Consider the following 25,937-nt stretch of genomic DNA (forward strand, 5'->3'; position numbering starts at 1 on the left):
ATTTGAGTCAATCAATAAGGGCGACAGGTAGCCTGACACGGAGGGAAACGCCTAAAAAAAGTAAGCAAAAAAACGCTTGCTCCTACGTGCGGCCCGCTCGCTGGGGCTCGGGGTTCCTTCGCTCCGGGATTGATCCGGGCGCAGCGCCTACGGTTTGCTTCGCTGCACCTCCTCTCGCTGTGTTTGGCTGCGCCAAACGGTCGCTGCGCTCCCACCCCCGGATCAATCCCTCCACTCAGCCTTCCGATGTCGCCCGTGGATCAAGATCAAAAGCAGGCGAGCTGACACTCGGCCTATTGAGTGGTGAAGAGCGGGTGTTTGGCTTTGGATTTGTGGTGGATTTACCCCTCACCCCAGCCCTCTCCCTAGGGAGAGGGAGCCGATTTGTGGGCTTTTCAAAATCTGAGTTCGACTCGATATCGCACGTCGGCGTAGCTCTCCCAAACACTTCGATCAGTCCTTTCTCTGGGAGGGTGAGGGGCCGATTTGTTTGCTTTTTAGAGCCTGAGTTCAACGCGGTATCGCACGTCGGCGCAGCTCCCCCAAACACCACGGTCAGTCCCCTCTCCCTCCGGGAGAGGGCTAGGGTGAGGGGCTCTTGATCCGGCTTTTGATCTGGCTTCGGCTTTTGATCTTTTGCCCCATCGGCAGGCCGAGCGTAGGTGTTCATCCGGGGGTAGGCGCGCAGCGCCGTGCGGCGAAGCCGCATTCATCGAGAGGAGGTGCAGCGAAGCAAACCGTAGGCGATGCCCCCGGATGGACTCCGTAGCGAGGGAACACTGAGTCTCAGCGAAGTGCCGTACGCCGGGGCAAAGCCTTTTGGGTTACCTTTTCGGCGTTTGGAAAAGGTGACTCGCTGTAAGAGCGAAACCGCCAGCGGCAGCACCCGCAGCTACGGATATGCCCACAAAACCCAAATCCCAGACAAACAAAAACGCCCGGCATAAACCGGGCGTTCTGTATTGACTTGATTAACGAGCGCGGTAAGTAATGCGCCCTTTGCTCAAGTCATAGGGCGTCAGCTCGACGCGCACTTTGTCACCGGTAAGAATACGAATGTAGTTCTTGCGCATCTTGCCGGAAATATGCGCGGTTACGACGTGCCCATTTTCCAACTCCACGCGAAACATGGTGTTGGGCAGGGTGTCGACGACAGTGCCTTCCATTTCGAAGCTGTCTTCTTTCGACATGCAGTAAAGCCCTCGGTATCCAATGAATGGCCCGGTGCAACTGCGCCAGGCAAAAGCGGCGTGCATTGTGCCCGAAAAATGGGGTTTACGCCAAGGGGTTTAGGGCTTGGGTTTAGTTCAGGACAACCCAGCGCTGATTAATCAGCAATTCGATGGGGCGATATTGCGTCTTGTAGTTCATCTTTTTGCAGTTTTTGATCCAGTAACCGAGGTACACCGCCTCAAGCCCGAGGCGATGGCTTTCGGCGATCTGCCACAAGATGGCAAAACGGCCAAGGCTGCGGCGTTCTTCGGCGGGTTCGTAGAAGGTGTACACCGCCGACAAGCCGTTTGGCAGTAAATCGGTGACCGCCACGGCGAGCAACCGTCCGTCGAGACGGAACTCGTAAAAGCGCGAGAAGGGCAGGTCGCGGACCAGAAATGTCGAGAATTGATCACGGCTGGGCGGGTACATGTCGCCGTCGGCGTGACGTTGTTCGATATAGCGCTGGTACAGATCGAAATATTCTTCGCTGAACTTGGGCTTGGCCGGACGCACCTGCAGGTCGGCGTTGCGTTTGAAAATGCGCTTCTGCTGACGATTGGGGATGAACTGCGCCACCGGAATGCGCGCAGGCACGCACGCATTGCAGTTCTGGCAATGCGGCCGATACAGATGATCGCCACTGCGACGAAAGCCCATTTCCGACAGGTCTGCGTAGACATGCACATCCATGGGCTGGCTCGGGTCGAGAAACAGGGTCGTCGCCTGCTCCTCGGGCAGATAACTGCAAGAGTGGGGCTGAGTGGCATAGAACTTGAGGCGTGCCAACTCGGTCATGATCAACCCTCGGGATAAGCTGGTGAATTAAGTGTAAGCCACGCGCGCAAAAGTCGCTCAGCAAACCCAGGTGGCACGTTGAGGTTGATCCAGATGATTGGCCAGATAGCGCGCGAATTCACTGCGGGGAATCGCCCGGGCGCCGAGGCTGTGCAGATGATCGGTCGGCATCTGGCAGTCGATCAGCACAAAACCCGAATCTTTCAAGTGTCGCACCAGTGTGGCAAAGCCATATTTGGAGGCGTTGTCGGCGCGGCTGAACATTGATTCGCCGAAAAACAGTTGGCCCATCGCCAGGCCATACAGGCCACCGACCAGTTCGCCCTGATCCCAGACCTCCACCGAATGGGCAAAGCCGCGGCGGTGCAATTCAATGTAGGCATCCTGCATGGCTTGCGTGATCCAGGTGCCATCGGCGTAATCCCGTGGCGCGGCGCAGGCGCGGATGACGGCATCAAAATCCTGGTCGAAGGTCACCTGATAGCGCGTCTTGCGCAGTAATTTGCCGAGACTGCGCGAGACATGCAGTTCGTCGGGAAATAGCACCGTGCGCGGATCCGGCGACCACCAGAGAATCGGCTGGCCTTCGGAAAACCACGGAAAGCAGCCATGGCGATAAGCCTGAATCAAACGATCGGCGGACAGGTCGCCGCCGGCGGCGAGTAATCCGTTGGGGTCGCGCATGGCCTTTTCCAGCGGCGGAAAAGTCAGTGAGTTGCGTTGTAACCAAGTCAGCATGGCATCCAGGCTTGCAGAAGGGGAGGGCGGTGCGGGCCGTGTGGCCCGCGATAAAGTGTGCCGTTAAATGACAGGAATGTCGTCCAGATACTTCTCCGCATCGAGCGCAGCCATGCAACCGGCGCCGGCGGACGTCACCGCTTGCCGGTAGACGTGGTCGGCCACGTCGCCTGCGGCAAACACGCCGGGGATCGCGGTGGCTGTGGCATCGCCCTCGCTGCCGCCCTTGATCACCAGATAGCCATCGCGCATCGGCAGCTGACCCTGAAACAGGTCGGTGTTGGGTTTGTGGCCAATGGCAATGAACACGCCCGCCAACGACAGTTCGCGGGTTTCGCCGGTGTGGCTGTCGCGCAGGCGGGCGCCGGTTACGCCGCTGGCGTCGCCGAGCACTTCGTCAAGGTTCTCGTTCCAGTGCAGGCGCACGTTACCGCTGGCGGCTTTGTCGAACAGCTTGTCCTGAAGGATTTTCTCCGAGCGCAACTTGTCGCGACGGTGGATCAAGTGCACTTCTTTGGCGATGTTGGAGAGGTACAGCGCTTCCTCGACGGCGGTGTTGCCGCCACCGACCACCGCCACCACCTGATTGCGATAAAAGAAGCCATCACAGGTCGCACAGGCGGAAACACCCTTGCCGGCGAAGGCTTCCTCCGAGGGCAGGCCCAGATACTGCGCCGACGCGCCGGTGGCGATAATCAGTGCGTCGCAAGTGTAAGTGCCGCTGTCGCCGATGAGTTCAAACGGGCGCTGCTGCAACTTGGCCGTGTGGATGTGGTCGTAAACGATCTCTGTGGCAAAGCGTTCGGCGTGCTTTTGCATGCGCTCCATCAGCACCGGGCCGGTCAGGCCTTCGACGTCGCCGGGCCAGTTGTCGACCTCGACCGTGGTGGTGAGCTGGCCACCGGCCTGCAATCCGGTAATCACGACGGGTTTGAGGTTGGCGCGGGCGGCGTAGACGGCGGCGCTGTAGCCGGCCGGGCCGGAGCCGAGAATGATCAGGCGTGAATGCTTCGCTGCGTTCATCAAATACACCTCATAAGCCTTTGTCACAAAAGACAATGCATGCTCAAATTGAACCGCAGGTTTCGTGCGCTTGGCTATGCTCAATGCTGGGCTTTGAAGCATGGCATCAGACGCACAAACCCGTACAATGCCGGGCTGTAACAGAATATTCGCTGCGCACCGTGTTTATAAAAGCCGCAGCGCAGTGTTAAAAGTAGTCTCAGTTGTGCCCGTTCACTTTTTCACCTGCCTGGATTGGGCAGTTTTTTATCGTCATTCAATAGATGGACGCGCCTCGGGCGCAGGAAAAGAAGCGTTTTGAAGAAATCCACCGCAGCACCAAAAACAGTCGTTCCGCTCTGGCGCCAACAGTTGCACTACCGGCTCAAGGAAGGTGCATTGATCGCCATCGGTGCCTTGTGCCTGTTCCTGATGATGGCTTTGCTGACCTACGGCAAGGACGATCCGGGCTGGAGCCACAACAGCAAGATCGACGACGTGCAGAATTTCGGCGGCCCGGCGGGTTCCTACAGCGCCGACATCCTGTTCATGGTGCTCGGTTATTTCGCGTACATCTTCCCGTTGCTGCTGGCGATCAAGGCGTATCAGATCTTCCGTCAGCGTCACGAACCGTGGCAGTGGAGCGGCTGGCTGTTCTCCTGGCGCCTGATCGGCCTGGTGTTTCTGGTGCTGTCCGGCGCGGCACTGGCGCATATCCATTTCCATGCCCCGACCGGTCTGCCGGCGGGCGCCGGTGGCGCATTGGGCGAGAGCCTCGGCGATCTGGCGAAGAACGCGCTGAACATTCAGGGCAGCACGCTGCTGTTCATCGCCCTGTTCCTGTTCGGCCTGACGGTGTTCACCGACCTGTCGTGGTTCAAGGTGATGGACATCACCGGCAAGATCACCCTCGACTTGTTCGAGCTGTTCCAGGGCGCGCTCAACCGCTGGTGGTCGGCCCGCACCGAGCGCAAACAACTGGTCGCGCAACTGCGTGAAGTCGACGATCGCGTACATGACGTGGTGGCGCCGACGGTCACCGACAAGCGTGAACAAGCCAAGGTCAAGGAACGCCTGATCGAGCGTGAGCAAGCCCTGAGCAAGCACATGTCCGACCGTGAGAAGCAGGTGCCGCCGGTCATCGCCCCGGCCCCGGCCAAGGCCCCGGAACCGAGCAAGCGCGTGCAGAAAGAGAAACAGGCGCCGTTGTTCGTCGACAGCGCCGTGGAAGGCACCTTGCCGCCGATCTCGATTCTCGATCCGGCGGAAAAGAAACAGCTCAATTACTCGCCGGAGTCCCTGGCAGCGGTCGGCCACTTGCTGGAGATCAAGCTCAAGGAGTTCGGGGTCGAGGTCACGGTGGACTCGATCCATCCGGGCCCGGTGATTACCCGTTACGAGATCCAGCCCGCTGCAGGCGTGAAAGTCAGCCGCATCGCCAACCTGGCGAAAGACCTGGCGCGTTCGCTGGCCGTGACCAGCGTGCGCGTGGTCGAGGTGATTCCGGGCAAGACCACCGTGGGTATCGAGATTCCCAACGAAGACCGGCAGATCGTGCGCTTCTCCGAAGTGCTGTCGACCCCCGAGTACGACAACTTCAAATCGCCGGTCACCCTGGCCCTGGGCCACGACATTGGCGGCAAACCGGTCATCACCGACCTGGCGAAGATGCCGCACCTGCTGGTAGCCGGTACCACCGGTTCCGGTAAGTCGGTGGGGGTGAACGCGATGATCCTGTCGATCCTGTTCAAGTCCGGCCCGGAAGACGCCAAGCTGATCATGATCGACCCGAAAATGCTTGAGCTGTCGATCTACGAAGGCATTCCGCACCTGTTGTGCCCGGTGGTTACCGACATGAAGGACGCCGCCAACGCCTTGCGCTGGAGCGTTGCCGAGATGGAACGCCGCTACAAGCTGATGGCGAAGATGGGCGTGCGTAACCTGTCCGGCTTCAACGCCAAGGTCAAGGAAGCCCAGGATGCCGGCGAGCCGTTGAGCGATCCGCTGTACAAGCGTGAAAGCATTCACGATGAAGCGCCGCTGCTGCAGAAGCTGCCGACCATCGTCGTGGTGGTCGACGAATTCGCCGACATGATGATGATCGTCGGCAAGAAGGTCGAAGAGCTGATCGCGCGTATCGCGCAGAAGGCCCGTGCGGCAGGTATTCACTTGATCCTCGCGACCCAGCGGCCGTCGGTGGACGTGATCACCGGTCTGATCAAGGCCAACATCCCGACCCGTATGGCGTTCCAGGTTTCGAGCAAGATCGACTCGCGGACCATCATCGACCAGGGCGGCGCCGAACAATTGCTCGGCCACGGTGACATGCTCTACATGCCGCCGGGCACCAGCCTGCCGATTCGGGTTCACGGCGCATTCGTGTCCGACGATGAAGTCCACCGTGTCGTCGAAGCGTGGAAACTGCGTGGCGCACCGGAATACAACGATGACATCCTCAACGGTGTCGAAGAAGCAGGCAGCGGTTTTGAAGGCAGCAGCGGTGGCGGCGACGGCGATGATCCGGAAGCGGACGCACTGTACGACGAAGCCGTGCAGTTTGTGCTGGAAAGCCGCCGCGCCTCGATTTCCGCTGTACAGCGCAAGTTGAAGATCGGCTACAACCGTGCCGCGCGGATGATCGAAGCCATGGAAATGGCCGGCGTCGTCACCTCCATGAACACCAACGGTTCGCGTGAAGTGCTGGCCCCGGGCCCGGTACGCGACTGATCCCAGAAGCAAGAGGTGGCACAATGACGTGCCGCCGCTCTCCCACGAGTATTCAAGAGGACTCCCATGCGTCTGATCCGCATGCTGTTGCCAGTACTGGCACTGACCACATTCACGGCCCACGCCGATGACAAGGACGTGGCTCGTCTGACCCAATTGCTGGAAACGTCCAAGACCCTGAGCGCGAACTTCTCGCAGTTGACCCTCGACGGCAGCGGCACGCAGTTGCAGGAAACCACCGGCGACATGACCCTGCAGCGTCCGGGCCTGTTCTACTGGCACACCAATGCGCCGGCCGAGCAGACCATGGTCTCCGACGGCAAGAAAGTCACCTTGTGGGACCCGGATCTGGAACAGGCGACGATCAAGAAGCTCGACGAGCGTCTGACCCAGACCCCGGCGTTGTTGTTGTCCGGTGATGTGTCGAAGATCAGCCAGAGTTTCGACATCACGGCGAAAGAGGCAGGCGGCGTGATCGACTTCACTCTGAAGCCGAAAACCAAGGACACGTTGTTCGACAACCTGCGCCTGTCGTTCCGCAACGGTCTGCTCAATGACATGCAACTGATCGACAGCGTCGGCCAGCGCACCAACATCCTGTTCACCGGGGTCAAGGCCAACGAGCCAGTGCCGGCCTCCAAGTTCAAGTTCGACATCCCCAAGGGTGCCGACGTGATCCAGGAATAAACCCCGGATCCTGAACTGGGCCTTTGTGGTTTGGAGCTTTTGTGGCGAGGGGATTTATCCCCGTTCGGCTGCGCAGCAGCCGCCAAAACCATTGCACTTGGTAGGCCTGATACAACGAAATTGCTGGTTTAAGGGCCGCTCCTCAGCCCAACGGGGATGAATCCCCTCGCCACAGGGTCACCCACAGAGTTCAGAAAATTCGAGGTTTCAACGCTACGTGATGGATCTGTTTCGCAGTGCACCGATTGCCCAGCCACTGGCCGCGCGTTTGCGCGCGACCAATCTGGATGAGTACGTCGGTCAGGAGCACGTGCTCGCTCGCGGCAAGCCTCTGCGTGAAGCGCTGGAGCAGGGTGCCCTGCATTCGATGATTTTCTGGGGCCCGCCTGGCGTGGGTAAAACCACCCTCGCGCGATTGCTCGCGGAAGTCTCGGACGCGCACTTCGAAACGGTCTCGGCGGTGCTTGCCGGGGTCAAGGAAATCCGTCAGGCGGTTGAAATCGCCAAACAGCAGGCCGGCCAGTACGGCAAGCGCACGATTCTGTTCGTCGATGAAGTGCACCGGTTCAACAAGTCGCAGCAGGATGCGTTCCTGCCTTATGTTGAAGACGGCACACTGATCTTCATCGGCGCCACCACCGAAAATCCTTCGTTCGAACTGAACAACGCCTTGTTGTCGCGGGCCCGCGTCTATGTGCTGAAAAGCCTCGACGAAGCGGCGCTGCGCAAACTGGTGCATCGCGCACTCACCGAGGAGCGTGGGCTGGGCAAGCGCAACCTGACGCTCAACGATGAAGGCTTCCAGATGTTGCTGTCCGCCGCCGATGGCGATGGTCGACGGCTGCTCAACTTGCTGGAAAATGCCTCGGACCTCGCCGAAGACAACAGTGAGATCGGCACCGAACTGCTGCAAAGCCTGCTCGGCGACACCCGTCGGCGCTTCGACAAAGGCGGCGAAGCCTTTTACGACCAGATATCCGCGTTGCACAAATCGGTGCGCGGCTCCAATCCCGACGGCGCGCTGTACTGGTTTGCGCGGATGATCGACGGCGGTTGTGATCCGCTGTACCTGGCCCGGCGCGTGGTGCGCATGGCCAGCGAAGACATCGGCAACGCCGACCCGCGTGCCCTCAGCCTGTGCCTGGCGGCGTGGGAAGTGCAGGAACGCCTCGGCAGCCCGGAAGGCGAACTGGCCGTGGCCCAGGCCATTACCTACCTGGCCTGCGCCCCGAAAAGCAATGCGGTGTACATGGGGTTCAAGACCGCCCTGCGCGCCGCCGCTGAAAACGGTTCGCTGGAAGTGCCGCTGCACCTGCGCAACGCGCCGACCAAACTGATGAAACAATTGGGCTACGGCGATGAGTATCGCTACGCCCACGATGAGCCGGACGCCTATGCCGCCGGCGAAGACTATTTCCCTGAGGAGCTTGAGCCGATCCCGTTCTACCAACCGGTGCCCCGAGGCCTGGAATTGAAGATCGGCGAGAAGCTCAATCACCTCGCTCAACTCGATCGTTTAAGTCCAAGACAGCGGAGAAAATAGTGCTTCCATTGATTGTTGCAGTCTCCGCCGGCGGGATTGCCGGCACCCTGTTGCGCTTCGCCACCGGCAATTGGGTCAATGCCAATTGGCCGCGGCACTTCTATACCGCGACGCTGGCCGTTAATATCGTGGGCTGTTTGCTGATTGGCGTGTTGTACGGCCTGTTTTTGATACGCCCGGAGGTGCCGATCGAGGTGCGCGCCGGGTTGATGGTCGGCTTCCTCGGGGGGCTGACGACTTTTTCATCCTTTTCACTGGATACGGTGCGCCTGCTGGAAAGTGGGCAAGTGCCGCTGGCCCTGGGCTATGCGGCACTCAGCGTATTCGGCGGGCTGCTCGCGACGTGGGCCGGCCTGTCCTTGACCAAACTTTGATAACGAGAAACCGACATGCTCGATTCCAAACTGTTACGTAGCAACCTTCAGGACGTAGCGGACCGCCTGGCTTCCCGTGGCTTTGCCCTGGATACCGCGCGCATCGAAGCGCTGGAAGAACAGCGCAAGACCGTCCAGACCCGCACCGAAGCACTGCAGGCTGAGCGTAACGCGCGTTCCAAATCCATCGGTCAGGCCAAGCAGCGCGGCGAAGACATCGCACCGTTGATGGCGGACGTCGAGCGCATGGCGGGCGAGTTGAGTGCCGGCAAGGTCGAGCTGGACGCGATCCAGACCGAACTGGACTCGATCCTGCTGGGTATCCCGAATCTGCCGCACGAATCGGTGCCGGTCGGCAAAGACGAAGACGACAACGTCGAAGTGCGCCGCTGGGGCACCCCGACCGCCTTCGACTTTGAAGTGAAAGACCACGTTGCCCTGGGCGAGAAGTTCGGCTGGCTCGACTTTGAAACGGCCGCCAAACTGTCCGGCGCGCGTTTCGCTCTGCTGCGCGGGCCGATCGCTCGTCTGCACCGCGCCCTGGCGCAATTCATGATCAACCTGCACGTCAACGAGCACGGCTACGAAGAGGCTTACACGCCTTATCTGGTTCAGGCTCCAGCGCTGCAAGGCACCGGGCAACTGCCGAAGTTCGAAGAGGACCTGTTCAAGATCGCTCGCGAAGGCGAGGCCGATTTGTACCTGATCCCGACCGCCGAAGTGTCGCTGACCAACATCGTGGCCGGTGAAATCGTCGACTCGAAGCAACTGCCGATCAAATTCGTCGCCCACACCCCGTGCTTCCGCAGCGAAGCCGGCGCATCGGGTCGCGACACTCGCGGCATGATCCGTCAGCACCAGTTCGACAAAGTCGAAATGGTCCAGATCGTCGAGCCGTCGACGTCGATGGAAGCGCTGGAAGGCCTGACTGCCAACGCCGAGAAAGTCCTGCAACTGCTGGGTCTGCCTTACCGCACTCTGGCGCTGTGCACCGGCGACATGGGCTTCAGTGCCGTGAAGACCTACGACCTGGAAGTGTGGATCCCGAGCCAGGACAAATACCGGGAAATTTCGTCGTGCTCCAACTGCGGCGACTTCCAGGCCCGCCGCATGCAGGCGCGTTTCCGCAACCCGGAAACCGGCAAGCCTGAGCTGGTGCACACCCTGAACGGCTCGGGTCTGGCTGTCGGTCGTACCCTGGTGGCCGTGCTGGAAAACTACCAGCAGGCTGACGGCTCGATCCGCGTACCGGACGTGCTGAAACCGTACATGGGTGGCCTTGAGGTCATCGGCTAAATGAAATATCTGCCGCTGTTTCACAACCTGCGCGGCAGTCGTGTGTTGGTTGTCGGTGGGGGGGAAATTGCCTTGCGCAAATCCCGCCTGCTGGCCGATGCCGGTGCGCTGCTGCGGGTGGTCGCACCTGAAATCGAACCGCAACTGCGTGAACTGATCACCGCCTCGGGTGGTGATTGCCTGTTGCGCGGTTACGGCGAGGCGGATCTGGACGGTTGCGTGCTGATCATCGCCGCCACCGACGACGAGGCGCTCAATGCCCAAGTGTCCAGCGATGCCCATCGGCGCTGCGTACCGGTCAACGTGGTGGATGCGCCGCAATTGTGCAGCGTGATCTTCCCGGCGATCGTCGATCGTTCGCCGTTGATCATCGCAGTGTCCAGCGGCGGCGATGCGCCGGTACTGGCGCGGTTGATTCGCGCCAAGATCGAAACCTGGATTCCCTCGACCTACGGCCAGTTGGCCGGACTGGCCGCGCGTTTCCGCAATCAGGTGAAGAACCTGTTTCCGGATGTGCAGCAACGTCGCGGTTTCTGGGAAGACGTGTTTCAGGGGCCGATTGCCGACCGGCAACTGGCCGGGCAGGGCGGCGAGGCCGAGCGTCTGCTGCAAGCCAAGATTGATGGCGAAGCGGACATCACCACCGGTGAGGTGTATCTGGTGGGTGCCGGGCCGGGCGATCCGGACCTGCTGACCTTCCGCGCTCTGCGTCTGATGCAGCAAGCCGATGTGGTGCTGTACGACCGTCTGGTGGCGCCGGCGATTCTTGAGCTGTGCCGTCGCGATGCCGAGCGGATCTACGTCGGCAAGCGTCGCGCCGATCACGCCGTGCCGCAGGATCAGATCAATCAGCAACTGGTCGATCTGGCCAAGGCCGGCAAGCGTGTGGTGCGGTTGAAGGGCGGTGATCCGTTCATCTTCGGCCGTGGCGGTGAAGAGATCGAAGAACTCGCGGCTCACGGTATTCCGTTCCAGGTGGTACCGGGGATCACGGCGGCCAGCGGTTGCGCGGCGTATGCCGGGATTCCGCTGACCCATCGCGATTACGCGCAGTCAGTGCGCTTCGTCACCGGGCACCTGAAGGACGGCTCCACCGATCTGCTTTGGGCCGACCTGGTTGCCCCGGCGCAGACCCTGGTGTTCTACATGGGCCTGGTCGGGTTGCCGGTGATCTGCGAGCAGTTGATCAAACACGGTCGCTCGGCCGATACCCCGGCGGCGTTGATCCAGCAGGGCACCACGGTCAATCAGCGGGTGTTTACCGGCACCTTGGCTGATTTGCCGCGCCTGGTGGCGGAGCATGAAGTGCATGCACCGACGCTGGTGATCGTGGGTGAAGTGGTGCAACTGCGCGAGAAACTGGCGTGGTTCGAGGGTGCTCAGGCGCAGGTTTGAAAACCGCGTCGCCTCTATCCCTGGCAAGCCAGCTCCCACGGGTTTTGTATTGAAGCTGCAATTTTCAGCTTCATACAGATCCCTGTGGGAGATGGCTTGCCAGCGATGGCGTCCTCAACATCAGCGAATCAATCAGCCCCTGCGCCAAACCCCTTTCCCGCTCAGCCGCGCCCGATCATGGGCCACACTGAAATCCTGCGCCGGCCCCTTCGGCACAACTCCTGTCGGGTTGATCGTCTTGTGACTGCCGTAGTAGTGATGTTTGATGTGCTGAAAGTCCACGGTCTCGGCAATCCCCGGCCACTGATACAGCTCACGCAACCAGTTCGACAGGTTCGGGTAGTCGGCAATCCGCCGCAAATTGCACTTGAAGTGGCCGTGATACACCGCGTCGAAGCGAATCATCGTAGTAAACAGACGCACATCCGCTTCAGTCAGGAACTCACCGCTCAGGTAGCGGTTGGCGCCCAGCAACTGCTCCAGATGATCCAGCTCGGCAAACACCTCATCGAACGCCGCTTCATAGGCCTGTTGCGAGGTGGCGAAGCCGGCGCGATACACGCCGTTGTTCACTGCCGGGTAGATCCGCTCGTTCAGCGCGTCGATCTCGCCGCGTAACGGTGCCGGGTAGAAGTCCAGGTCGTTGCCGGTGAGGTTGTCGAAGGCGCTGTTGAACATGCGGATAATTTCCGCCGACTCATTGCTGACAATGCACTTGAGCTGCTTGTCCCACAGCACCGGCACCGTGACGCGCCCGGTGTAGTCTGGGGTGTCGGCGGTGTAGCGCTGGTGCATGAAGTCGAAGTGATCGAGTTTGTCGCCGGTCGAGCCGAGAGCCTTGTCGAAGGTCCAGCCGTTTTCCAGCATCAGCCAACTGACCACCGAGACGTCGATCAGCTTTTCCAGACCCTTGAGTTTGCGCAGGATCAGCGTGCGGTGTGCCCACGGGCAGGCGAGGGACACGTAGAGGTGGTAGCGTCCGGCTTCAGCGGCAAAACCGCCTTCACCGTTCGGCCCCGGCTGGCCGTCAGCGGTGACCCAGTGACGCCGCTGCGCCTGTTCGCGCTGGAACGCGCCGTCCTTGCTGCTTTCGTACCACTTGTCCTGCCAGTGGCCATCGACGAGTAAACCCATGATCAAGACTCCATAAACCAATAAACGTTGGAGCCGAGTCTATTCCGATGAGTTCGAACAAAAAGCGCAAAGATCGGGCGCGAATGATCGGTTAAATCGATTTGTTCCGCGCGGCCCAGTAGCGTTCGGCGGTTTCGAAGGCTTGCTCGCGGCTTTGGCCAAGGCCGCGCAGGGCCAGGGCCATGGTCGAGATCAGGGCCAATTGCGGATAGCTGTCGACCGCCTCGCCGCGCCACACCGCTTTCAGATGCTCGATGTCCAGCGCGGCCGGTTTGACGTGGCGCTGGCTCGACAGCTGCGGCCATTCCTCGTCCCAGCTCTCGCCGCCGGCGGTGCCGTACAAGTGGCTGTCGGCGTCCGGATTGATCTCGATTTCACCGCCGTCGCCCTTGACCACAATCGCCGTGTCGCCGAGCAGGCCGCTGGCCTCTCGGTGCACGGCTTGATAACCCGGGTGGAAAATACTCTGCAGACCACAACGCGCGCGCAGCGGATTGAGAATCCGTGCCAGCGAGTGGATCGGCGAGCGCAGGCCCATGGTATTGCGCAGGTCGATCATCTTCTGCAGCTGCGGCGCCCAGTCCATCAGCGGCATGAACGCCAGGCCGCCGTTATCCAGTGCGCTGCCGACTTGTTGCCAGGTGCGGCACAACGGGATCTGCAGTTCACCGAGCAGTTGCTCGGTATACAGGCGCCCGGCGGTGTGGGCGCCGCCGCCATGCATGAAAATCCGCACACCGTTTTGCGCCAGGCATTTGGCCGCCAGCAGGTACCACGGCAGATGACGTTTCTTGCCAGCGTAGGTCGGCCAGTCGAGGTCGACGTTCAGCGCCGGCGTCTGCAAGCGCTCGCGCAAGGCTTCGGTGAAACCGGCCATTTCCTCGGCGCTTTCTTCCTTGTGCCGAAGCAGCATCAGAAAGGCGCCGAGCTGGGTGTCTTCGACCTTATCGTCGAGCACCATGCCCATCGCCTCTCGGGCTTCCTCGCGGGTCAGGTCGCGGGCGCCGCGCTTGCCCTTGCCGAGGATCCGCACAAATTGAGCGAACGGGTGTTCGGCGGGTGTTTCGAGGGTCAGCGCTGGAAAGTCGGTCATAAGCAATTCGTCGGTTTGGGCAGGCCCGCCAGTTTCGCGGCGAGTTTGGCAGGGGTGCCTTTGAACAGTCGGTTCAGGTGCAGGCTGTTGCCTTTTTCCGCGCCGAGTTTCAACGCGGTGTACTTGATCAGCGGGCGCGTGGCCGGCGACAGCTGGAATTCGGCGTAAAAGCTGCGCAACAGTTCGAGGACTTCCCAGTGTTCGGCGGTCAGTTCGATGTCTTCGGCGGCGGCGAGGGCGCCCGCGACATCGTGGGACCAGTCTGCGAGGTCAACCAGAAAGCCATCCTTGTCCAGTTCGATGGCGCGGGTGCCGACGGTCAGGGAATTCATAGCCAGCTGTTGACCTTGTCGTGGTGGATCGACAATTCGACGAAGGCCGGGTAGTCGATGGCTTCGGCCCAATCCGGAATCTGCTGGGCGCGGGCCTGGGCGTCTTCGGTGAGGACGAACAGTTGCAGCTGACGGCTTTGCAGCGCCGTGAATGGCGCGGTGCCGGATTGCAAGGCATACACGGCGTCGCCGCACAGCAGCAAGGCGTCGGCCTTGCCGATCACGCGCAGGCAACTGGTCAGGCGCTCGTCGCCGAACGGGGAATGAGACAACACATGCAAGGTCGACATCAGAGGGTGATCACCTGGTCGTAACGGTCAATAAGGGCGGTGATTTGTTCGGCGGCGAGTGGCTGCGCCTCGTCCAGCGACAGATCGCTCAGCCCACGCAGGCTGGCGCTGTCGGCGCAATAGAACAGTTCTTCAACACCGAACATCGGCAGCGCCTGCAGGTTGGCGCTCAGGTCCTTCTGCTGCAAGGCTTTGGCGTTTTGCCCGGCGGCCAGTTGCAGCACGCCGTCGTCGAGAAACAGCAGGCCGATCGGCAGGTCGAAGGCGCCACCTGCCAGCACGATATCCAGTGCTTCGCGGGCGCCGGGGCCGGACCAAGGCGATTGGCGGCTGATGATCAACAGGGATTTGGCCATGTCATGCGCCTCCGAAACAGATCAAGCGGTCGGCATCTTGCGCGGCGTCGTGCAACTGGCCAAGACCGGACAGCTCCCACGGCGCGCTGACGGACACGGCGTCACGCTGATAGCGTTTGGCTTCTTCGCCGTTCAAGGCACCACGGCGCAGGGCGGCGGCGATGCACACCACGCCATCGAGTTGCTGCTCGGTGATGAACGCACGCCATTGTTTGGGCAGGTCGAGTTCGTCCTGCGGGGTGACCACCGCGTCGGAAGCGTTGTAGACGCCATCCTGGTAGAAAAACAGCCGGACAATCTCATGCCCCCCGGCCAGTGCCGCCTGGGCAAACAGCAGGGCGCGGCGCGAGGAGGGCGCATGGGCGGCGGAAAACAGCGCAATGGCGAACTTCATGACGGACTCGATCAGCGAAACTGCGGCCATGATAAAGCTTTATGAAGTCATCCGCGAAACCGAAGTCATGCACATGACCCCACAGGGGCGCATTTCAGCGGGGCATATAGCCCAACTGCCAACGACGCGGAATGGCCAGGGACAGCACGCCCAGCATCGCGGCCAGTACACCACTGGCCAACATCGCCTTGAGGCCAAAATGGTGTTCCAGCACCGCGCCAAGAATCGCGCCGATAAACATCCCGCTCCACGGCACCAGTTGCACCCGCCAGCCATTACGGCGTTCGCCGAGCAACCAGCGGCCCAGGCCACGGCCGAAACGTGACAGGGCGCCGGTGACATAGGTCAGCCCGACCGGGAGGCCATTCACTTCCTCGACTGACGCGTTGAGCATGCCCATCGCAATGATCGCCGCCAGCAGCGCCGGCAATTGTGCGTCATACGGCCAGATCGCCGCCGCGCAGAGCAGGGTGGCGATACACAGCAGCAGCGGCAGCGCCCGGCGGCCGCCGAGGCGAGCAACGAGCACGCCCAAGGCGTTACCGACAATGAAGGTCGCGACGAGGATCACCAGGCGCACGGTCAGCCCGAAATCACCATCGCTGATCGCCACGGCCAGGCGTGTGGTATTGCCACTCATGAACGACACAAAGTCGCCGCTGGCCATGAAGCCGATCGCATCGGTCATGCCCGCGAGTACCGATAGGCTGGCCACCAGCGCCAGGCCCACACGCCCGCGCCACTTTTGCGTGTGCAGGTGGCCGGGGCTGGCGCGGTGAGTCGAGGCGGATGGCAGCATGGGTGCAGGTGTCCTTGCGCAGCGATTAAGGTTCTATGCCATACAGGTCGCAATATTCCAGCCAGTCCATGCCAGCCATTTCTGCGACTTCGCGATGCACCTCCAGGCGCTGCGTGCGATATTCCTGCGGCGAATCGGTGGTCAGTTGCAGGGTCAATTCCCAGGCAAACAGGCCCTTGCTCTCGGCCTCCGCCTCAAATGCTTCGTGCAGACGCTCTTCGCGATACTGGGCCTGGGTTTCGCCTTTGGCCTGGGCCAGCAGTGGGTTGAGGTTGTCGAGGGTTTCGCGCAAGTCAGGTCGCGCGTCGAGAAACAGTTGCAGGGCATGTTCATGTCGCTGGTCGGTAGGCGCCATGGGTTTTCCTTGTGAGGCTGATGACCGTAGGTTGCCGTAGCTGTCGGCGTGTGTCGCGTGATAAATGCAGTAAAGCAGAACGATTCCTGCCGCTGCGGTGCTACAGTCCGCTTTTTTCTGACTGAGCGAAAACAATGCGAATTCTGATGGTAGCGCTGGCGGCAACACTGCTGGCCGGGTGCGCGGGTTCGGTGATGGATGATGCTCGCACGAGAACGCCGTACAAAGTCATGACCTCGGACAAGCCCGAGAAAATCGTGGCCCAGTGCGTGCAATTCGGCTGGCAGGACGAAGCGGTGTTCGGCGTGGATGCCGCCGCCTATCTGGAACCGCGCAAACAGGGTGGTACGACGGTATACACGCGTTCCGCCGAGTCGTTTGTCGATGTGACAACCGGGCCTTCGGGCACGACGCTGAGTTACTACGTGCAAAAGGATGATTTTGTCGCCAAGCGGCGCTTGGCGGCGTTGGCGACCTGCCTTTGATCATGCATTGATGCGGCCAGCCTCAGCGCGGGCAAGCCCACAGGATTTTGTGTGTCGCTGAAGATTTCAGCCTCACCACAAAACCTGTGGGAGCAGGCTTGCCCGCGAAGGGGCCGGCCCATTCAAACGATCAAGCGCTTCTGGAAAAAATGCCGTTTATGTCCCGGCGGGTAGTCGTCGATTTCCCCAAACTGGCTATACCCGAGCTTTTCGTAGAACGCCGGCGCCTGAAAGTCGAAGGTGTCGAGCCATGCCCCGATGCAGCCTTTCTCCCGCGCCAGGTCTTCGGCCATGCGCATCAGCTTCGATCCAACACCCTGACCGCGGCCAGCCTCGGGCACTGACAGCAAATCGATGAACAGCCACTGGCACACCAGCCGCCCATACAGCCCGCCAAGGATCTGGTTGTCATCGTCGCGCACCAGCAGGGTGAGCGGCTCCGATACCGCGATCCCGGCCTTGGCGACGTTGTAGGCATGCAGGGGCGCCAGAATGGCCTGGCGTTCTTCTTCGGTGTTGTTCTGCGACTGCTCGATGCGCAACTTCATGCGTGACGTCCTTGTAGTGTGAACCCGCAGCCTAGCCTGTCTAGGGGGCATCTTCAAAGCCCTTGCCCCAACCGTTTGGAACCGCCGCTCCCGCGTTGCGGTCTAGCCTTTACAGCGTCATTCCAGCACGCGGTTGATGAGGACCCCCCATGAATATTTTTGAAGCCCTTCGTGAAAGCCATGACCGCCAGCGTACCTACGCCAAAGCCCTGATCGCGACCAGCGGCGATACGCCGGAGCGCGTTGAAGCCTACAAGCAGCTCAAGGCCGAACTGCAGGCCCATGAAACCGCTGAAGAGCGCCACTTCTATATCCCGCTGATGGAATTCGACAACGGTGTCGATCTCAGCCGCCACGCCATTTCCGAACACCATGAGATGGACGAAATGATGGAAGAGCTCGACGAGACGGAGATGTCCAGTCCGGCGTGGCTCGCGACCGCGAAAAAACTCTCGGACAAGGTGCACCATCACCTCAAGGAAGAGGAACAGAAGTTCTTCCAGATGGCCGGGAAACTGCTCGACGACAAACAGAAAGAACAGCTGGCCGGGCAATACGAAAAGGAGTTCCAGGCGCAACTGCCGTGACGCGTGAATGCGCGATTTCGTAACCTTGACGTGTAGGTCTTTGCCTATGCGTCGAGTGAGATTCGCCGCACTTAACTGTACATATATCCAGTGTTTTCGCTGTTTTACCGATTGTGTCCCGGCAGGCTGCGACAAAACCGCCGATGGACAAAAAAATCACCTCCGTTAGCTTGAAGGCCTCTCCTCGGAATGGAGAGTTCTTAAATCAACGGAGTGAAAAACATGAATCAACCACAAGCACAAACCCAACTGCGACACGGTCGCGTCATCTCCCCGGCCAGCCGCGGTGCGGTGGCGATCGAGCAAGGATTGCTCGGCGCCTGGCAGGTCAACGAAATGGAAGGCGGCAAGAATTTCCCGGCGCTGGCTGCCGGGCCTTTTCCGGCGCCTTACCAGACTGACTCCGACAGTGTCACGCCGCCTGCCGATGGCTACATCCTCAGCGGTGGCAAGACCGATGCCCGTGACTGCGTGAACTTCACCCAGGAAGAGATGAGCAAAAAACTCGGCCGCCCGTTCACCTGGCCGCTGCTCAATGTCACCCCGGGGCAGACCCTCGACATCCAATGGGAATACACCGCGCCACACACCACTCGTGGCTATCGCTGGCTGATCACCAAGGATGGCTGGGACCCGAAACAACGCATCACCCGTGCGCAACTGGAAGCCCAGCCGTTCTTCGAGGATTTTTACACGCAGGTGCCTTACTACAGCTATCCGAATGAGCTGAAGGCCAAGGTCAATCACGCGGTGAAACTGCCGGCCAACAAAAAGGGCCACCACGTCATCGTGCTGATGTGGATCGTCGCCAACACCGGTAACGCCTTCTATCAGGCCTTCGACGTCGACTTCAAATAAGTCGTCATCACCCTGAACCCACACGTTCTGAAGGATTAGAACATGTCAAAGATCGACTTTTCTTTAATGCAAAACACCGCGAGCGATGCCGCCTCGCTGATGCCAAGCATCGCCGGTAAAAAGATCCTCATGGGCTTCTGGCACAACTGGCCCGCGGGGCCGAGCGACGGCTACCGTCAGGGGCGCTTCGCCGAGCTCGCTCTGGAAGCGGTGCCCAAGGAATACAACGTGGTTGCCGTGGCGTTCATGAAGGGCAGCGGGATTCCAACCTTCAGGCCGTATAACCTGTCCGACGCCGAGTTCCGCCGCCAGGTCGGCGTTCTCAACAGTCAGGGCCGGGCGGTGCTGATTTCCCTCGGTGGCGCCGATGCGCAGATCGAGTTGCGCGCGGGGCAGGAACAGCCACTGGCCAACGAAATCATCCGTCTGGTGGAAACCTACGGTTTCGACGGGCTGGACATTGATCTTGAACAGAGCGCGATTGATTCCGCTGCCAACAAGACCGTCCTGCCGGCTGCGCTGAAACTGGTCAAGGATCACTACGCAGGCCAGGGCAAGCACTTCATCATCAGCATGGCACCGGAGTTTCCGTACCTGACCAGCACCGGCAAATATGTCGGTTACCTGCAAGCGCTGGAAGGCTACTACGACTTCATCGCCCCGCAGTTCTACAACCAGGGCGGCGATGGCATCTGGGTGCCGGAGGCCAACAGCGGCGCTGGCGCGTGGATCGCCCAGAACAACGATGCGCTGAAGGAGGACTTCCTGTATTACCTGACCGAAAGCCTGGTGACCGGCACTCGCGGGTTCACCAGGATTCCTGCCGAGAAGTTCGTCATCGGCTTGCCGGCCAACGTCGATGCGGCGGCGACCGGTTACGTGATCGACAAAGCGGCGGTGGGCAATGCGCTCAAGCGTCTGGCAATCAAGGGGCATCCGATCAAGGGGCTGATGACCTGGTCGGTGAACTGGGACAACGGCAGCAGCAAGGATCATGTGCCGTACAACTGGGAGTTCAGCCAGCGTTATGGTCCGCTGATCAACGGAGTGAAGCTGGCTGAGTAATTGAGCCAAAGGGCCCGGTAGCGCTGCCGGGCTCTTTGCTGAGCGATCAAAAGAGCACCTCCATTGAATTTCAGTCTCCTGGAGGCGCTGCCGAAGGCTGCGAACTTTTCTTTAAAAACCCTCCAGCCGCCCCGTGCCGGGCCGCTGCCCACCTTCAAGCACCAGCAAGCGCTCCTTGGCCTCCAGCCCCCCGGCGAACCCGGTCAATTTTCCCGAGGCACCAATCACCCGATGACACGGCGCAACAATCGAAAGCGGATTTTTCCCATTGGCCGCACCGACGGCCCGCACGGCAGCGGGATGGCCGATCTGCTCGGCAATCTGGCTATAGGTTCGCGTCTCGCCAAACGGAATGGTCAGCAGCGCCGCCCAGACTTTTTTCTGGAAGTCGGTGCCGACAAAGTCCAGCTCCAGATCGAAGCAATGCCTTTGTCCGGCAAAATATTCTGCAAGTTGCCGAGCGGTTTTCATCAGCAGCGGATTGTCCGGCGCCTCGCTCATCGGCCCGAGACGCACGCGATTGGGTTTGTCGTTTTCCCAGAGGATGGCCACCAGTCGTGAACCGTTCGCGACCAGCTTCAGCTCACCGACCGGTGAGGGCAGGGTGATGAACGTGTACGACATGGTGACCAGCTCCGGATCAGAGGATGAACAGCGCTCAGCATACTGCCTGATCGGGGAGGCGCAATACGCAAAGCCGACCATACTGCTTGTTGCTCTTGAAGCGTTCCCCTCTGTTTTGCACAGCCCCTAAAACAAAAAAGAGATCGACTCATGAAGTACGAACCTTTGGCCAAATCGCTGATCGCGACCTCGCTGGCACTCAGTTGCCTTATGGCTCACGCTGCTTCGGTGGCCCCGGTTGCCGCCGAGAACGGTATGGTCGTCACGGCGCAACATCTGGCCACGCATGTCGGTGTCGATGTACTGAAAAGCGGCGGTAACGCGGTAGATGCGGCGGTTGCCGTCGGTTATGCGCTGGCGGTGGTTTATCCTGCGGCGGGCAACCTCGGTGGCGGCGGTTTCATGACGATTCAATTGGCGGACGGGCGCAAGACCTTCCTCGATTTCCGTGAAAAAGCCCCGCTGGCGGCGACCGCCAATATGTACCTCGACAAGGACGGCAACGTCGTGCCCGATCTGAGCACCCGAGGCCACCTGGCGGTCGGCGTGCCGGGCACCGTTTCGGGCATGGAACTGGCGCTGAGCAAATACGGCACCAAGCCGCGCAAGGAAATGATCGCTCCGGCCATCAAACTGGCCGAAGACGGGTTTGAACTGCAGCAGGGCGACGTCGAACTGCTGGAGTACGCCACCGACGTGTTCAAGAAGGACATGCGCGATTCCGGCTCGATTTTCCTGCACAACGGCGAACCGATGCAGGTCGGGCAGAAACTGGTGCAGAAGGACCTGGGCAAAACCCTGCGCACCATTTCCGAGAAGGGCACTGACGGTTTCTATAAAGGCTGGGTGGCCGACGCGATTGTCACGTCCAGTCAGGCCAACAAGGGCATCATCACTCAGGCCGACCTCGACAAATACAAGACCCGGGAACTGGCCCCGGTGGAATGCGATTACCGTGGCTACCACGTGGTGTCGGCGCCACCACCGAGTTCCGGCGGCGTGGTGATCTGCCAGATCATGAATATCCTCGAAGGTTATCCGATGAAGGATCTGGGCTTTCACTCGGCCCAGGGCATGCACTACCAGATCGAAGCGATGCGCCACGCTTACGTGGATCGCAACAGCTACCTCGGCGATCCGGATTTCGTGAAGAACCCGCTCGAACATCTGCTCGACAAGAACTACGCGACCAAACTGCGCAACGCGATCCAGCCGCAGAAGGCCGGTGTTTCGGCGGAGCTGAAGCCTGGCGTGGCCCCTCATGAAGGCAGCAACACCACTCACTATTCGATCGTCGACAAGTGGGGCAACGCGGTGTCGGTCACTTACACCCTCAATGACTGGTTCGGCGCCGGCGTGATGGCGAGCAAGACCGGAGTGATCCTCAACGATGAAATGGACGACTTCACCTCCAAGGTCGGCGTGCCGAACATGTATGGACTGGTGCAGGGCGAGGCCAATGCCATCGCTCCCGGCAAGGCACCGCTGTCCTCGATGAGTCCGACCATCGTCACCAAGGACGGCAAAGTGGTCATGGTGGTCGGCACGCCGGGCGGCAGCCGGATCATCACCGCGACCTTGCTGACCATGCTCAACGTCATCGACTACGGCATGGGCCTGCAGGAAGCGGTCGACGCGCCGCGCTTCCACCAGCAATGGATGCCGGAGGAAACCAACCTCGAAGACTTCGCGGCCAGTCCGGATACGAAGAAAATCCTCGAGAGCTGGGGCCACAAGTTCGCCGGCCCGCAGGATGCCAACCATATCGCGGCGATTCTGGTCGGTGCGCCTTCGCTGGGCGGCAAACCGGTAGGGAAGAACCGCTTCTACGGCGCCAACGATCCACGGCGCAATACCGGCTTGTCACTGGGGTACTGAGCGGCGTAAAAAAGGGGGCGGCCGGCGTTCCGCCCCCGTCTCAAGGATTGATCAAGGAAGGCTCATCATGACCACCGCATTACTGATCATCGATGTTCAGCGGGCTCTCTGCTCGGGCCAATACCAGTGCCACGACATTCACCGCGTGATCGACACGATCAACGCCCTCGGCGCACGTGCGCGCAAGGCCGGCGTGCCGGTCGTGCTGATCCAGCATGAGGAAAAGGACAGCCCGTTGGCCTACGGTGCCGAGGGCTGGCAACTGGCCGAAGGACTGGCAACGTCCGCCAGCGATCTGCGGGTACGCAAGACTGCCCCGGATTCGTTTTATCAGACCGAACTGCGCAAACTGCTGCCCAGTGAAGATTTCGAACAACTGGTGATCTGCGGTCTGCAGACCGACTACTGCGTCAACGCCACCGTGCGTCAGGCGCATCAACTGGGTTACGACGTGGTGCTCGTTTCCGATGGCCATTCCACCCTCGACAACGGCAACATGAGCGCCGAGGACATCATCGCCGAGCACAACAAGGATCTGGCGCACCTGACCGGCTCCGTGGCGCGGATCGATGTCAAACCGGCTGCTGAAATCAGGTTCTGACCGACACATCCAATTCCCCTGTGGGAGCAGGCCCGCTCCCACAGGATTTCTGTCAGCGTCACTGGCATACTGCGCGCCGTCTGAAGAATGGAATCTACCGATGTTCGCGCTCAAGCTCCGCCACCTCCTGATGCTCTCAGCGTTCGCTGTTGCCCCCGGCGTCCACGCCAGCAGTTTCGATTGCGCCAGTGCCGGCACCCCGACTGAAAAAACCATTTGTGCCGATCCGGATCTCTCCAATCTTGACCAGAGGCTGGGTTCGGCATGGCAGTCCGCTGTGGCAAAGGTCGCCGACCCGAAAGCCCTGAAAGCGGATCAGCGAGGATGGCTCAAGCAACGTAATCAATGTAACGAACAGGTCCCCTGTTTACGCCGGCAGTACCTGATGCGGCTCACGGCCCTTGAATACATGGTCAAGCCGTTTTCCTGGAATAGCACCTGGCAGCTGATTCCCTGGGGTGTTTCAGAAGGGGCAGAGCTGAAAACACAGCGCAAGGGGGCCTCACAGATCACCTTCGATATTTCAGCGGCGAACGGTAGTCACTCGGGTGAACTGGAGGGGGTCGCCACTGTGGACGGTACGCAGGCCCGTTACGCAGAAGGAGACTGCGTTTTGACGTTCACGGCGCTCAATGGACTCATGGACGTGACACAGACTGGCGATGCTTCCGACTGCGGTGCCGGGATGGGTGTTTACTACGGCGGTCGGTATGTGGCATCGAAGCAAACGGTCGCGGTGGGTTATGACTTGCTCACACTGGGCGTGGTACAGACTCGACGAGAAAACGAGATCGTGCACACGCTTCTCAGCGGCGACTATCAGGTGCTTCTGCAAAACTGTGGCATTACACAGACAGGTGATGCCTCTGTCGATGTACCTAATGGTGAAGTCAGCAAATACTGGGTCCGGGGGCTGCCATCGAGCAATGCAGCGATTGTGATGCGTGCACCGGATGAGCGTATCTGGCTGGTGGTGTTGGTATTTGACCCGCAGGGTAAATCCCGTGCGCGCTACTACACCAACGTTGCCGAGTGGAAAGGGCGTTTGCCTGACGCCTTGCGCGCCTGGCACAGGGACCTGGGGGGTGAATTGGTTCTGCCTCTGGACTTCATGCCCTGACCGGGTTGCGCGGCTGCCTCTTCAAGTCGCAAACAAAACCCCACGAATCGCCCCCGTCCGCGGCGGCATCATCACGCCCTCCAGCACCATCCGCGTGATCGTCTGCGCTGCCGTCTGGTAGTCCTCATCCTGCGGCTCGGGTCGGCCAGTGATGCAACCCATCTGCCAGCCAATATTGGTGTACGTGCGCGTCGCCGACCAGATGAACAGCATCAAATGCTCCGGATCCACCGGGGCCAGCAAACCGCGCTCGATCCAGCTGCGCAAACATTCAACATTGCGTCGCGCCTCAGCGTGCAAGAGGTCGCGGCACTCAGCGGGCAGTTGGCGACCACCCAGCAGCAATTCGCCGCTGAACACCTTGGCAGCCGCCGGATGTTCACGGGCGATGCGAATTCTGGCGGCGACGTAGGCACGCAGGCCAATCAGCGGGTCATCGCTTTCACGCAACACCGCCGAGGCTTCCAGCAGTGGCTCGACAAAACCCAGCAGCACTTTGCAGTACAGGTTTTCCTTGGTCTGGAAGTAGTAATACAGGTTGGCCTTGGGCACCCCGGCGCGGGCCGCGATGTCACGGGTCTGGGTCGCGTCGAAGCCGTTGGCGGCGAATGCCTCGCTGGCGGCGGCCAGAATCGACTGTTCGTTGCGAACGCGGATGGCGCTCATGGATACACGGTAAGAATGGACGGCATGGGAAGGTTCTGGCGAAATCGATTTCGTAATATACAAAACTATATAGCGATGAAGCCAGCGCACTCGACACGCAGCGCTATGCTGGTTCGAACATTCAAACGAAGGGGGAAGGGCAAATGACCATCAAGGCGCGGCGAGCGGACGCAACACATCTGGATGCGGTGGCACCGTTGTTCGACGCCTACCGGGGGTTTTATCAGCAACCGGCGAACCTGGCGCAATCGCGGGCGTTCATTGCCGAACGCCTGGCTAACGACGAATCGGTGATCTTTTTCGCAGAGGATGACAGCGGCGAAGCGCTCGGTTTTGTGCAGTTGTACCCGACGTTTTCCTCCATTGATGCTCACCGCACCTGGCTGCTCAGCGATCTGTTTACCACGCCTGCCGCTCGTGGCCGCGGCGTGGGCCGACTGCTGATGAACAGCGCCCGCGACTTTGCCCTGCAAACCGGCGCCAAGGGCCTGGTACTGGAAACCGCCACCGATAACCTCACCGCGCAGAGCTTGTACGAATCGCTGGGTTATGTGCGTGACACCGGTTACTACACCTATCTGCTGGATTTGCGTCAGGCTTGAGTGCAGGCCTTCAGCAACCGCTCGAGCTGCGCCAATTCCCAGGTACTGAGCAAACTCACAGGATCAGTGCCGTAGCGCTGCCAGGTATCGAGCGCACCTTCCTGGCCATCGGCACTGCGAGCGTATTCACAGTGATGTAACTGCGCGTCTGCAAAATCCAGCAGCAGTCGCCAGCCTTCGATATCGACGGCAATCAGTGCGGATTCGCCCGGCGCTGCGCACACTTCAACTGTCAGTAAGCCCAGTGCGGCTTCACGCAGACGCTGGCTCACTTCGCGGGCAGTCAGAAAACACGGCATGTTCTGCACTCATTCAAAGCACGAGCGCGCAGCATAAAGGTCAGGTTGATCAGTGTCAGCGTTCACTGGCCCGCGGCGG

Annotated in this window: 29 protein-coding genes and 1 pseudogene; 14 read left to right on the top strand and 16 right to left on the bottom strand. The window is 60.4% G+C overall.

Going from position 1 to position 25,937, the window contains the following annotated elements; genetic code table 11:
* Positions 1–971: 971 nt before the first annotated feature.
* The 4 genes from infA to trxB all read right to left on the bottom strand — a co-directional run bounded on the left by infA (position 972) and on the right by trxB (position 3,771).
* Positions 972–1,190 (bottom strand): translation initiation factor IF-1, encoded by a 219-nt coding sequence (gene infA, locus PseuLF5_RS00005; RefSeq protein ID WP_002553999.1) that lies wholly within the window; start codon positions 1,188–1,190, stop codon positions 972–974.
* Positions 1,191–1,302: 112 nt separating this feature from the next.
* Positions 1,303–2,010, bottom strand: coding sequence for an arginyltransferase (locus tag PseuLF5_RS00010; RefSeq protein WP_123462480.1), 708 nt, complete (start codon positions 2,008–2,010; stop codon positions 1,303–1,305).
* A gap of 57 nt (positions 2,011–2,067) precedes the next feature.
* Positions 2,068–2,748 (bottom strand): leucyl/phenylalanyl-tRNA--protein transferase, encoded by a 681-nt coding sequence (gene aat / locus PseuLF5_RS00015; RefSeq protein WP_340132586.1) that lies wholly within the window; start codon positions 2,746–2,748, stop codon positions 2,068–2,070.
* A 63-nt stretch (positions 2,749–2,811) separates the two neighbouring features.
* Positions 2,812–3,771, bottom strand: coding sequence for a thioredoxin-disulfide reductase (trxB, locus tag PseuLF5_RS00020; RefSeq protein WP_340132587.1), 960 nt, complete (start codon positions 3,769–3,771; stop codon positions 2,812–2,814).
* A gap of 297 nt (positions 3,772–4,068) precedes the next feature.
* Between trxB and PseuLF5_RS00025 the strand changes: the two genes are divergently transcribed.
* The 6 genes from PseuLF5_RS00025 to cysG all read left to right on the top strand — a co-directional run bounded on the left by PseuLF5_RS00025 (position 4,069) and on the right by cysG (position 11,772).
* Positions 4,069–6,477 (top strand): DNA translocase FtsK, encoded by a 2,409-nt coding sequence (locus PseuLF5_RS00025; RefSeq protein WP_123462486.1) that lies wholly within the window; start codon positions 4,069–4,071, stop codon positions 6,475–6,477.
* Positions 6,478–6,543: 66 nt separating this feature from the next.
* A complete protein-coding gene (lolA, locus tag PseuLF5_RS00030) occupies positions 6,544–7,164 on the top strand; it encodes an outer membrane lipoprotein chaperone LolA (RefSeq protein ID WP_123462488.1) in 621 nt (206 codons plus the stop codon).
* A gap of 220 nt (positions 7,165–7,384) precedes the next feature.
* On the top strand, positions 7,385–8,707 hold the full coding sequence (locus PseuLF5_RS00035; protein ID WP_064587012.1) for a replication-associated recombination protein A: 1,323 nt from the start codon (positions 7,385–7,387) through the stop codon (positions 8,705–8,707).
* Positions 8,707–9,081, top strand: a complete 375-nt coding sequence (crcB, locus tag PseuLF5_RS00040) for a fluoride efflux transporter CrcB (protein WP_123462490.1) — start codon at positions 8,707–8,709, stop codon at positions 9,079–9,081. The genes PseuLF5_RS00035 and crcB overlap by 1 nt, the downstream gene beginning before the upstream one ends.
* A 15-nt stretch (positions 9,082–9,096) precedes the next feature.
* Positions 9,097–10,377, top strand: coding sequence for a serine--tRNA ligase (serS, locus tag PseuLF5_RS00045; protein ID WP_123462492.1), 1,281 nt, complete (start codon positions 9,097–9,099; stop codon positions 10,375–10,377).
* Positions 10,378–11,772: a siroheme synthase CysG gene (gene cysG, locus PseuLF5_RS00050; protein ID WP_123462494.1), complete on the top strand. Its 1,395-nt coding sequence runs from the start codon at positions 10,378–10,380 to the stop codon at positions 11,770–11,772. It begins immediately after the preceding gene.
* A 132-nt stretch (positions 11,773–11,904) separates the two neighbouring features.
* Here cysG and PseuLF5_RS00055 read toward each other — a convergent pair whose 3' ends face one another.
* From PseuLF5_RS00055 to PseuLF5_RS00090, 8 genes are all read right to left on the bottom strand, one after another.
* A complete protein-coding gene (locus PseuLF5_RS00055; RefSeq protein WP_340132589.1) occupies positions 11,905–12,906 on the bottom strand; it encodes a glutathione S-transferase family protein in 1,002 nt (333 codons plus the stop codon).
* Positions 12,907–12,997: 91 nt separating this feature from the next.
* Entirely contained in the window at positions 12,998–13,999 is a 1,002-nt protein-coding gene (locus PseuLF5_RS00060) for a glycosyl transferase family protein (protein WP_340132590.1), read from the bottom strand.
* Positions 13,996–14,331 (bottom strand): TusE/DsrC/DsvC family sulfur relay protein, encoded by a 336-nt coding sequence (locus PseuLF5_RS00065; RefSeq protein ID WP_123462500.1) that lies wholly within the window; start codon positions 14,329–14,331, stop codon positions 13,996–13,998. Before PseuLF5_RS00065 ends, PseuLF5_RS00060 begins: the two co-directional genes overlap by 4 nt.
* Positions 14,328–14,621, bottom strand: coding sequence for a sulfurtransferase complex subunit TusB (gene tusB, locus PseuLF5_RS00070; RefSeq protein WP_340132592.1), 294 nt, complete (start codon positions 14,619–14,621; stop codon positions 14,328–14,330). Before tusB ends, PseuLF5_RS00065 begins: the two co-directional genes overlap by 4 nt.
* Positions 14,621–14,977 (bottom strand): sulfurtransferase complex subunit TusC, encoded by a 357-nt coding sequence (tusC, locus tag PseuLF5_RS00075; RefSeq protein ID WP_123462504.1) that lies wholly within the window; start codon positions 14,975–14,977, stop codon positions 14,621–14,623. The genes tusB and tusC overlap by 1 nt, the downstream gene beginning before the upstream one ends.
* Position 14,978: 1 nt before the next feature.
* The gene (tusD, locus tag PseuLF5_RS00080) at positions 14,979–15,371 is read right to left on the bottom strand and encodes a sulfurtransferase complex subunit TusD (RefSeq protein WP_128614206.1); all 393 of its coding nucleotides are present in this window, start codon (positions 15,369–15,371) and stop codon (positions 14,979–14,981) included.
* A 94-nt stretch (positions 15,372–15,465) separates the two neighbouring features.
* A complete protein-coding gene (locus PseuLF5_RS00085; protein WP_322374967.1) occupies positions 15,466–16,170 on the bottom strand; it encodes a YoaK family protein in 705 nt (234 codons plus the stop codon).
* 25 nt (positions 16,171–16,195) lie between these two features.
* The gene (locus tag PseuLF5_RS00090) at positions 16,196–16,525 is read right to left on the bottom strand and encodes a DUF6388 family protein (RefSeq protein ID WP_340132597.1); all 330 of its coding nucleotides are present in this window, start codon (positions 16,523–16,525) and stop codon (positions 16,196–16,198) included.
* A gap of 134 nt (positions 16,526–16,659) precedes the next feature.
* Here PseuLF5_RS00090 and PseuLF5_RS00095 point away from each other — a divergent pair, with 134 nt between their 5' ends.
* The gene (locus PseuLF5_RS00095) at positions 16,660–17,010 is read left to right on the top strand and encodes a hypothetical protein (RefSeq protein ID WP_222832573.1); all 351 of its coding nucleotides are present in this window, start codon (positions 16,660–16,662) and stop codon (positions 17,008–17,010) included.
* A gap of 122 nt (positions 17,011–17,132) precedes the next feature.
* On the opposite strand, the gene PseuLF5_RS00100 is transcribed toward PseuLF5_RS00095, so the two are convergent.
* The gene (locus tag PseuLF5_RS00100; RefSeq protein ID WP_123462510.1) at positions 17,133–17,558 is read right to left on the bottom strand and encodes a GNAT family N-acetyltransferase; all 426 of its coding nucleotides are present in this window, start codon (positions 17,556–17,558) and stop codon (positions 17,133–17,135) included.
* Between the two features lie 149 nt (positions 17,559–17,707).
* Here PseuLF5_RS00100 and PseuLF5_RS00105 point away from each other — a divergent pair, with 149 nt between their 5' ends.
* The 3 genes and pseudogenes from PseuLF5_RS00105 to PseuLF5_RS00115 form a co-directional block, all read left to right on the top strand.
* Positions 17,708–18,145 (top strand): hemerythrin domain-containing protein, encoded by a 438-nt coding sequence (locus tag PseuLF5_RS00105; RefSeq protein ID WP_123462512.1) that lies wholly within the window; start codon positions 17,708–17,710, stop codon positions 18,143–18,145.
* Positions 18,146–18,367: 222 nt separating this feature from the next.
* Positions 18,368–19,003 (top strand): lytic polysaccharide monooxygenase auxiliary activity family 9 protein, encoded by a 636-nt coding sequence (locus tag PseuLF5_RS00110; protein WP_123462513.1) that lies wholly within the window; start codon positions 18,368–18,370, stop codon positions 19,001–19,003.
* A 42-nt stretch (positions 19,004–19,045) separates the two neighbouring features.
* Positions 19,046–20,047 (top strand): annotated as a pseudogene (locus PseuLF5_RS00115) (chitinase); the annotation flags it as partial.
* Positions 20,048–20,179: 132 nt separating this feature from the next.
* Here the strand turns inward: PseuLF5_RS00115 and PseuLF5_RS00120 are convergent.
* Positions 20,180–20,692: a methylated-DNA--[protein]-cysteine S-methyltransferase gene (locus PseuLF5_RS00120; RefSeq protein ID WP_123462517.1), complete on the bottom strand. Its 513-nt coding sequence runs from the start codon at positions 20,690–20,692 to the stop codon at positions 20,180–20,182.
* Positions 20,693–20,842: 150 nt separating this feature from the next.
* On the opposite strand from PseuLF5_RS00120, the gene ggt reads away from it, so the two are divergent.
* From ggt to PseuLF5_RS00135, 3 genes are all read left to right on the top strand, one after another.
* A complete protein-coding gene (ggt, locus tag PseuLF5_RS00125; RefSeq protein ID WP_340132600.1) occupies positions 20,843–22,570 on the top strand; it encodes a gamma-glutamyltransferase in 1,728 nt (575 codons plus the stop codon).
* Positions 22,571–22,637: 67 nt separating this feature from the next.
* Positions 22,638–23,171: a cysteine hydrolase family protein gene (locus tag PseuLF5_RS00130; protein ID WP_123462521.1), complete on the top strand. Its 534-nt coding sequence runs from the start codon at positions 22,638–22,640 to the stop codon at positions 23,169–23,171.
* Between the two features lie 100 nt (positions 23,172–23,271).
* Positions 23,272–24,291, top strand: coding sequence for a lysozyme inhibitor LprI family protein (locus tag PseuLF5_RS00135; RefSeq protein ID WP_340132604.1), 1,020 nt, complete (start codon positions 23,272–23,274; stop codon positions 24,289–24,291).
* A gap of 21 nt (positions 24,292–24,312) precedes the next feature.
* Here PseuLF5_RS00135 and PseuLF5_RS00140 read toward each other — a convergent pair whose 3' ends face one another.
* Entirely contained in the window at positions 24,313–24,957 is a 645-nt protein-coding gene (locus tag PseuLF5_RS00140) for a TetR/AcrR family transcriptional regulator (protein WP_340132605.1), read from the bottom strand.
* A gap of 143 nt (positions 24,958–25,100) precedes the next feature.
* Between PseuLF5_RS00140 and PseuLF5_RS00145 the strand changes: the two genes are divergently transcribed.
* Positions 25,101–25,559, top strand: a complete 459-nt coding sequence (locus tag PseuLF5_RS00145) for a GNAT family N-acetyltransferase (RefSeq protein WP_123462527.1) — start codon at positions 25,101–25,103, stop codon at positions 25,557–25,559.
* Here the strand turns inward: PseuLF5_RS00145 and PseuLF5_RS00150 are convergent.
* Positions 25,550–25,858, bottom strand: coding sequence for a DUF7693 family protein (locus PseuLF5_RS00150; protein ID WP_340132606.1), 309 nt, complete (start codon positions 25,856–25,858; stop codon positions 25,550–25,552). The two genes, PseuLF5_RS00145 and PseuLF5_RS00150, sit on opposite strands and share 10 nt — an antisense overlap.
* Positions 25,859–25,937 lie beyond the last annotated feature (79 nt).

It is taken from the genome of Pseudomonas sp. LF-5 (genome assembly GCF_037626295.1).
GTDB classification, from domain to species: domain Bacteria; phylum Pseudomonadota; class Gammaproteobacteria; order Pseudomonadales; family Pseudomonadaceae; genus Aquipseudomonas; species Aquipseudomonas monsensis.

Coding starts and splice junctions, on each gene's coding strand:
- infA (WP_002553999.1), bottom strand. CDS start 1,190: ATGTCGAAAGAAGACAGCTTCGAAATGGAAGGCACTGTCGTCGACACC.
- PseuLF5_RS00010 (WP_123462480.1), bottom strand. CDS start 2,010: ATGACCGAGTTGGCACGCCTCAAGTTCTATGCCACTCAGCCCCACTCT.
- aat (WP_340132586.1), bottom strand. CDS start 2,748: ATGCTGACTTGGTTACAACGCAACTCACTGACTTTTCCGCCGCTGGAA.
- trxB (WP_340132587.1), bottom strand. CDS start 3,771: ATGAACGCAGCGAAGCATTCACGCCTGATCATTCTCGGCTCCGGCCCG.
- lolA (WP_123462488.1), top strand. CDS start 6,544: ATGCGTCTGATCCGCATGCTGTTGCCAGTACTGGCACTGACCACATTC.
- PseuLF5_RS00035 (WP_064587012.1), top strand. CDS start 7,385: ATGGATCTGTTTCGCAGTGCACCGATTGCCCAGCCACTGGCCGCGCGT.
- serS (WP_123462492.1), top strand. CDS start 9,097: ATGCTCGATTCCAAACTGTTACGTAGCAACCTTCAGGACGTAGCGGAC.
- cysG (WP_123462494.1), top strand. CDS start 10,378: ATGAAATATCTGCCGCTGTTTCACAACCTGCGCGGCAGTCGTGTGTTG.
- PseuLF5_RS00055 (WP_340132589.1), bottom strand. CDS start 12,906: ATGGGTTTACTCGTCGATGGCCACTGGCAGGACAAGTGGTACGAAAGC.
- PseuLF5_RS00060 (WP_340132590.1), bottom strand. CDS start 13,999: ATGACCGACTTTCCAGCGCTGACCCTCGAAACACCCGCCGAACACCCG.
- PseuLF5_RS00065 (WP_123462500.1), bottom strand. CDS start 14,331: ATGAATTCCCTGACCGTCGGCACCCGCGCCATCGAACTGGACAAGGAT.
- tusB (WP_340132592.1), bottom strand. CDS start 14,621: ATGTCGACCTTGCATGTGTTGTCTCATTCCCCGTTCGGCGACGAGCGC.
- tusC (WP_123462504.1), bottom strand. CDS start 14,977: ATGGCCAAATCCCTGTTGATCATCAGCCGCCAATCGCCTTGGTCCGGC.
- tusD (WP_128614206.1), bottom strand. CDS start 15,371: ATGAAGTTCGCCATTGCGCTGTTTTCCGCCGCCCATGCGCCCTCCTCG.
- PseuLF5_RS00085 (WP_322374967.1), bottom strand. CDS start 16,170: ATGCTGCCATCCGCCTCGACTCACCGCGCCAGCCCCGGCCACCTGCAC.
- PseuLF5_RS00090 (WP_340132597.1), bottom strand. CDS start 16,525: ATGGCGCCTACCGACCAGCGACATGAACATGCCCTGCAACTGTTTCTC.
- PseuLF5_RS00095 (WP_222832573.1), top strand. CDS start 16,660: ATGCGAATTCTGATGGTAGCGCTGGCGGCAACACTGCTGGCCGGGTGC.
- PseuLF5_RS00100 (WP_123462510.1), bottom strand. CDS start 17,558: ATGAAGTTGCGCATCGAGCAGTCGCAGAACAACACCGAAGAAGAACGC.
- PseuLF5_RS00105 (WP_123462512.1), top strand. CDS start 17,708: ATGAATATTTTTGAAGCCCTTCGTGAAAGCCATGACCGCCAGCGTACC.
- PseuLF5_RS00110 (WP_123462513.1), top strand. CDS start 18,368: ATGAATCAACCACAAGCACAAACCCAACTGCGACACGGTCGCGTCATC.
- PseuLF5_RS00120 (WP_123462517.1), bottom strand. CDS start 20,692: ATGTCGTACACGTTCATCACCCTGCCCTCACCGGTCGGTGAGCTGAAG.
- ggt (WP_340132600.1), top strand. CDS start 20,843: ATGAAGTACGAACCTTTGGCCAAATCGCTGATCGCGACCTCGCTGGCA.
- PseuLF5_RS00130 (WP_123462521.1), top strand. CDS start 22,638: ATGACCACCGCATTACTGATCATCGATGTTCAGCGGGCTCTCTGCTCG.
- PseuLF5_RS00135 (WP_340132604.1), top strand. CDS start 23,272: ATGTTCGCGCTCAAGCTCCGCCACCTCCTGATGCTCTCAGCGTTCGCT.
- PseuLF5_RS00140 (WP_340132605.1), bottom strand. CDS start 24,957: ATGAGCGCCATCCGCGTTCGCAACGAACAGTCGATTCTGGCCGCCGCC.
- PseuLF5_RS00145 (WP_123462527.1), top strand. CDS start 25,101: ATGACCATCAAGGCGCGGCGAGCGGACGCAACACATCTGGATGCGGTG.
- PseuLF5_RS00150 (WP_340132606.1), bottom strand. CDS start 25,858: ATGCCGTGTTTTCTGACTGCCCGCGAAGTGAGCCAGCGTCTGCGTGAA.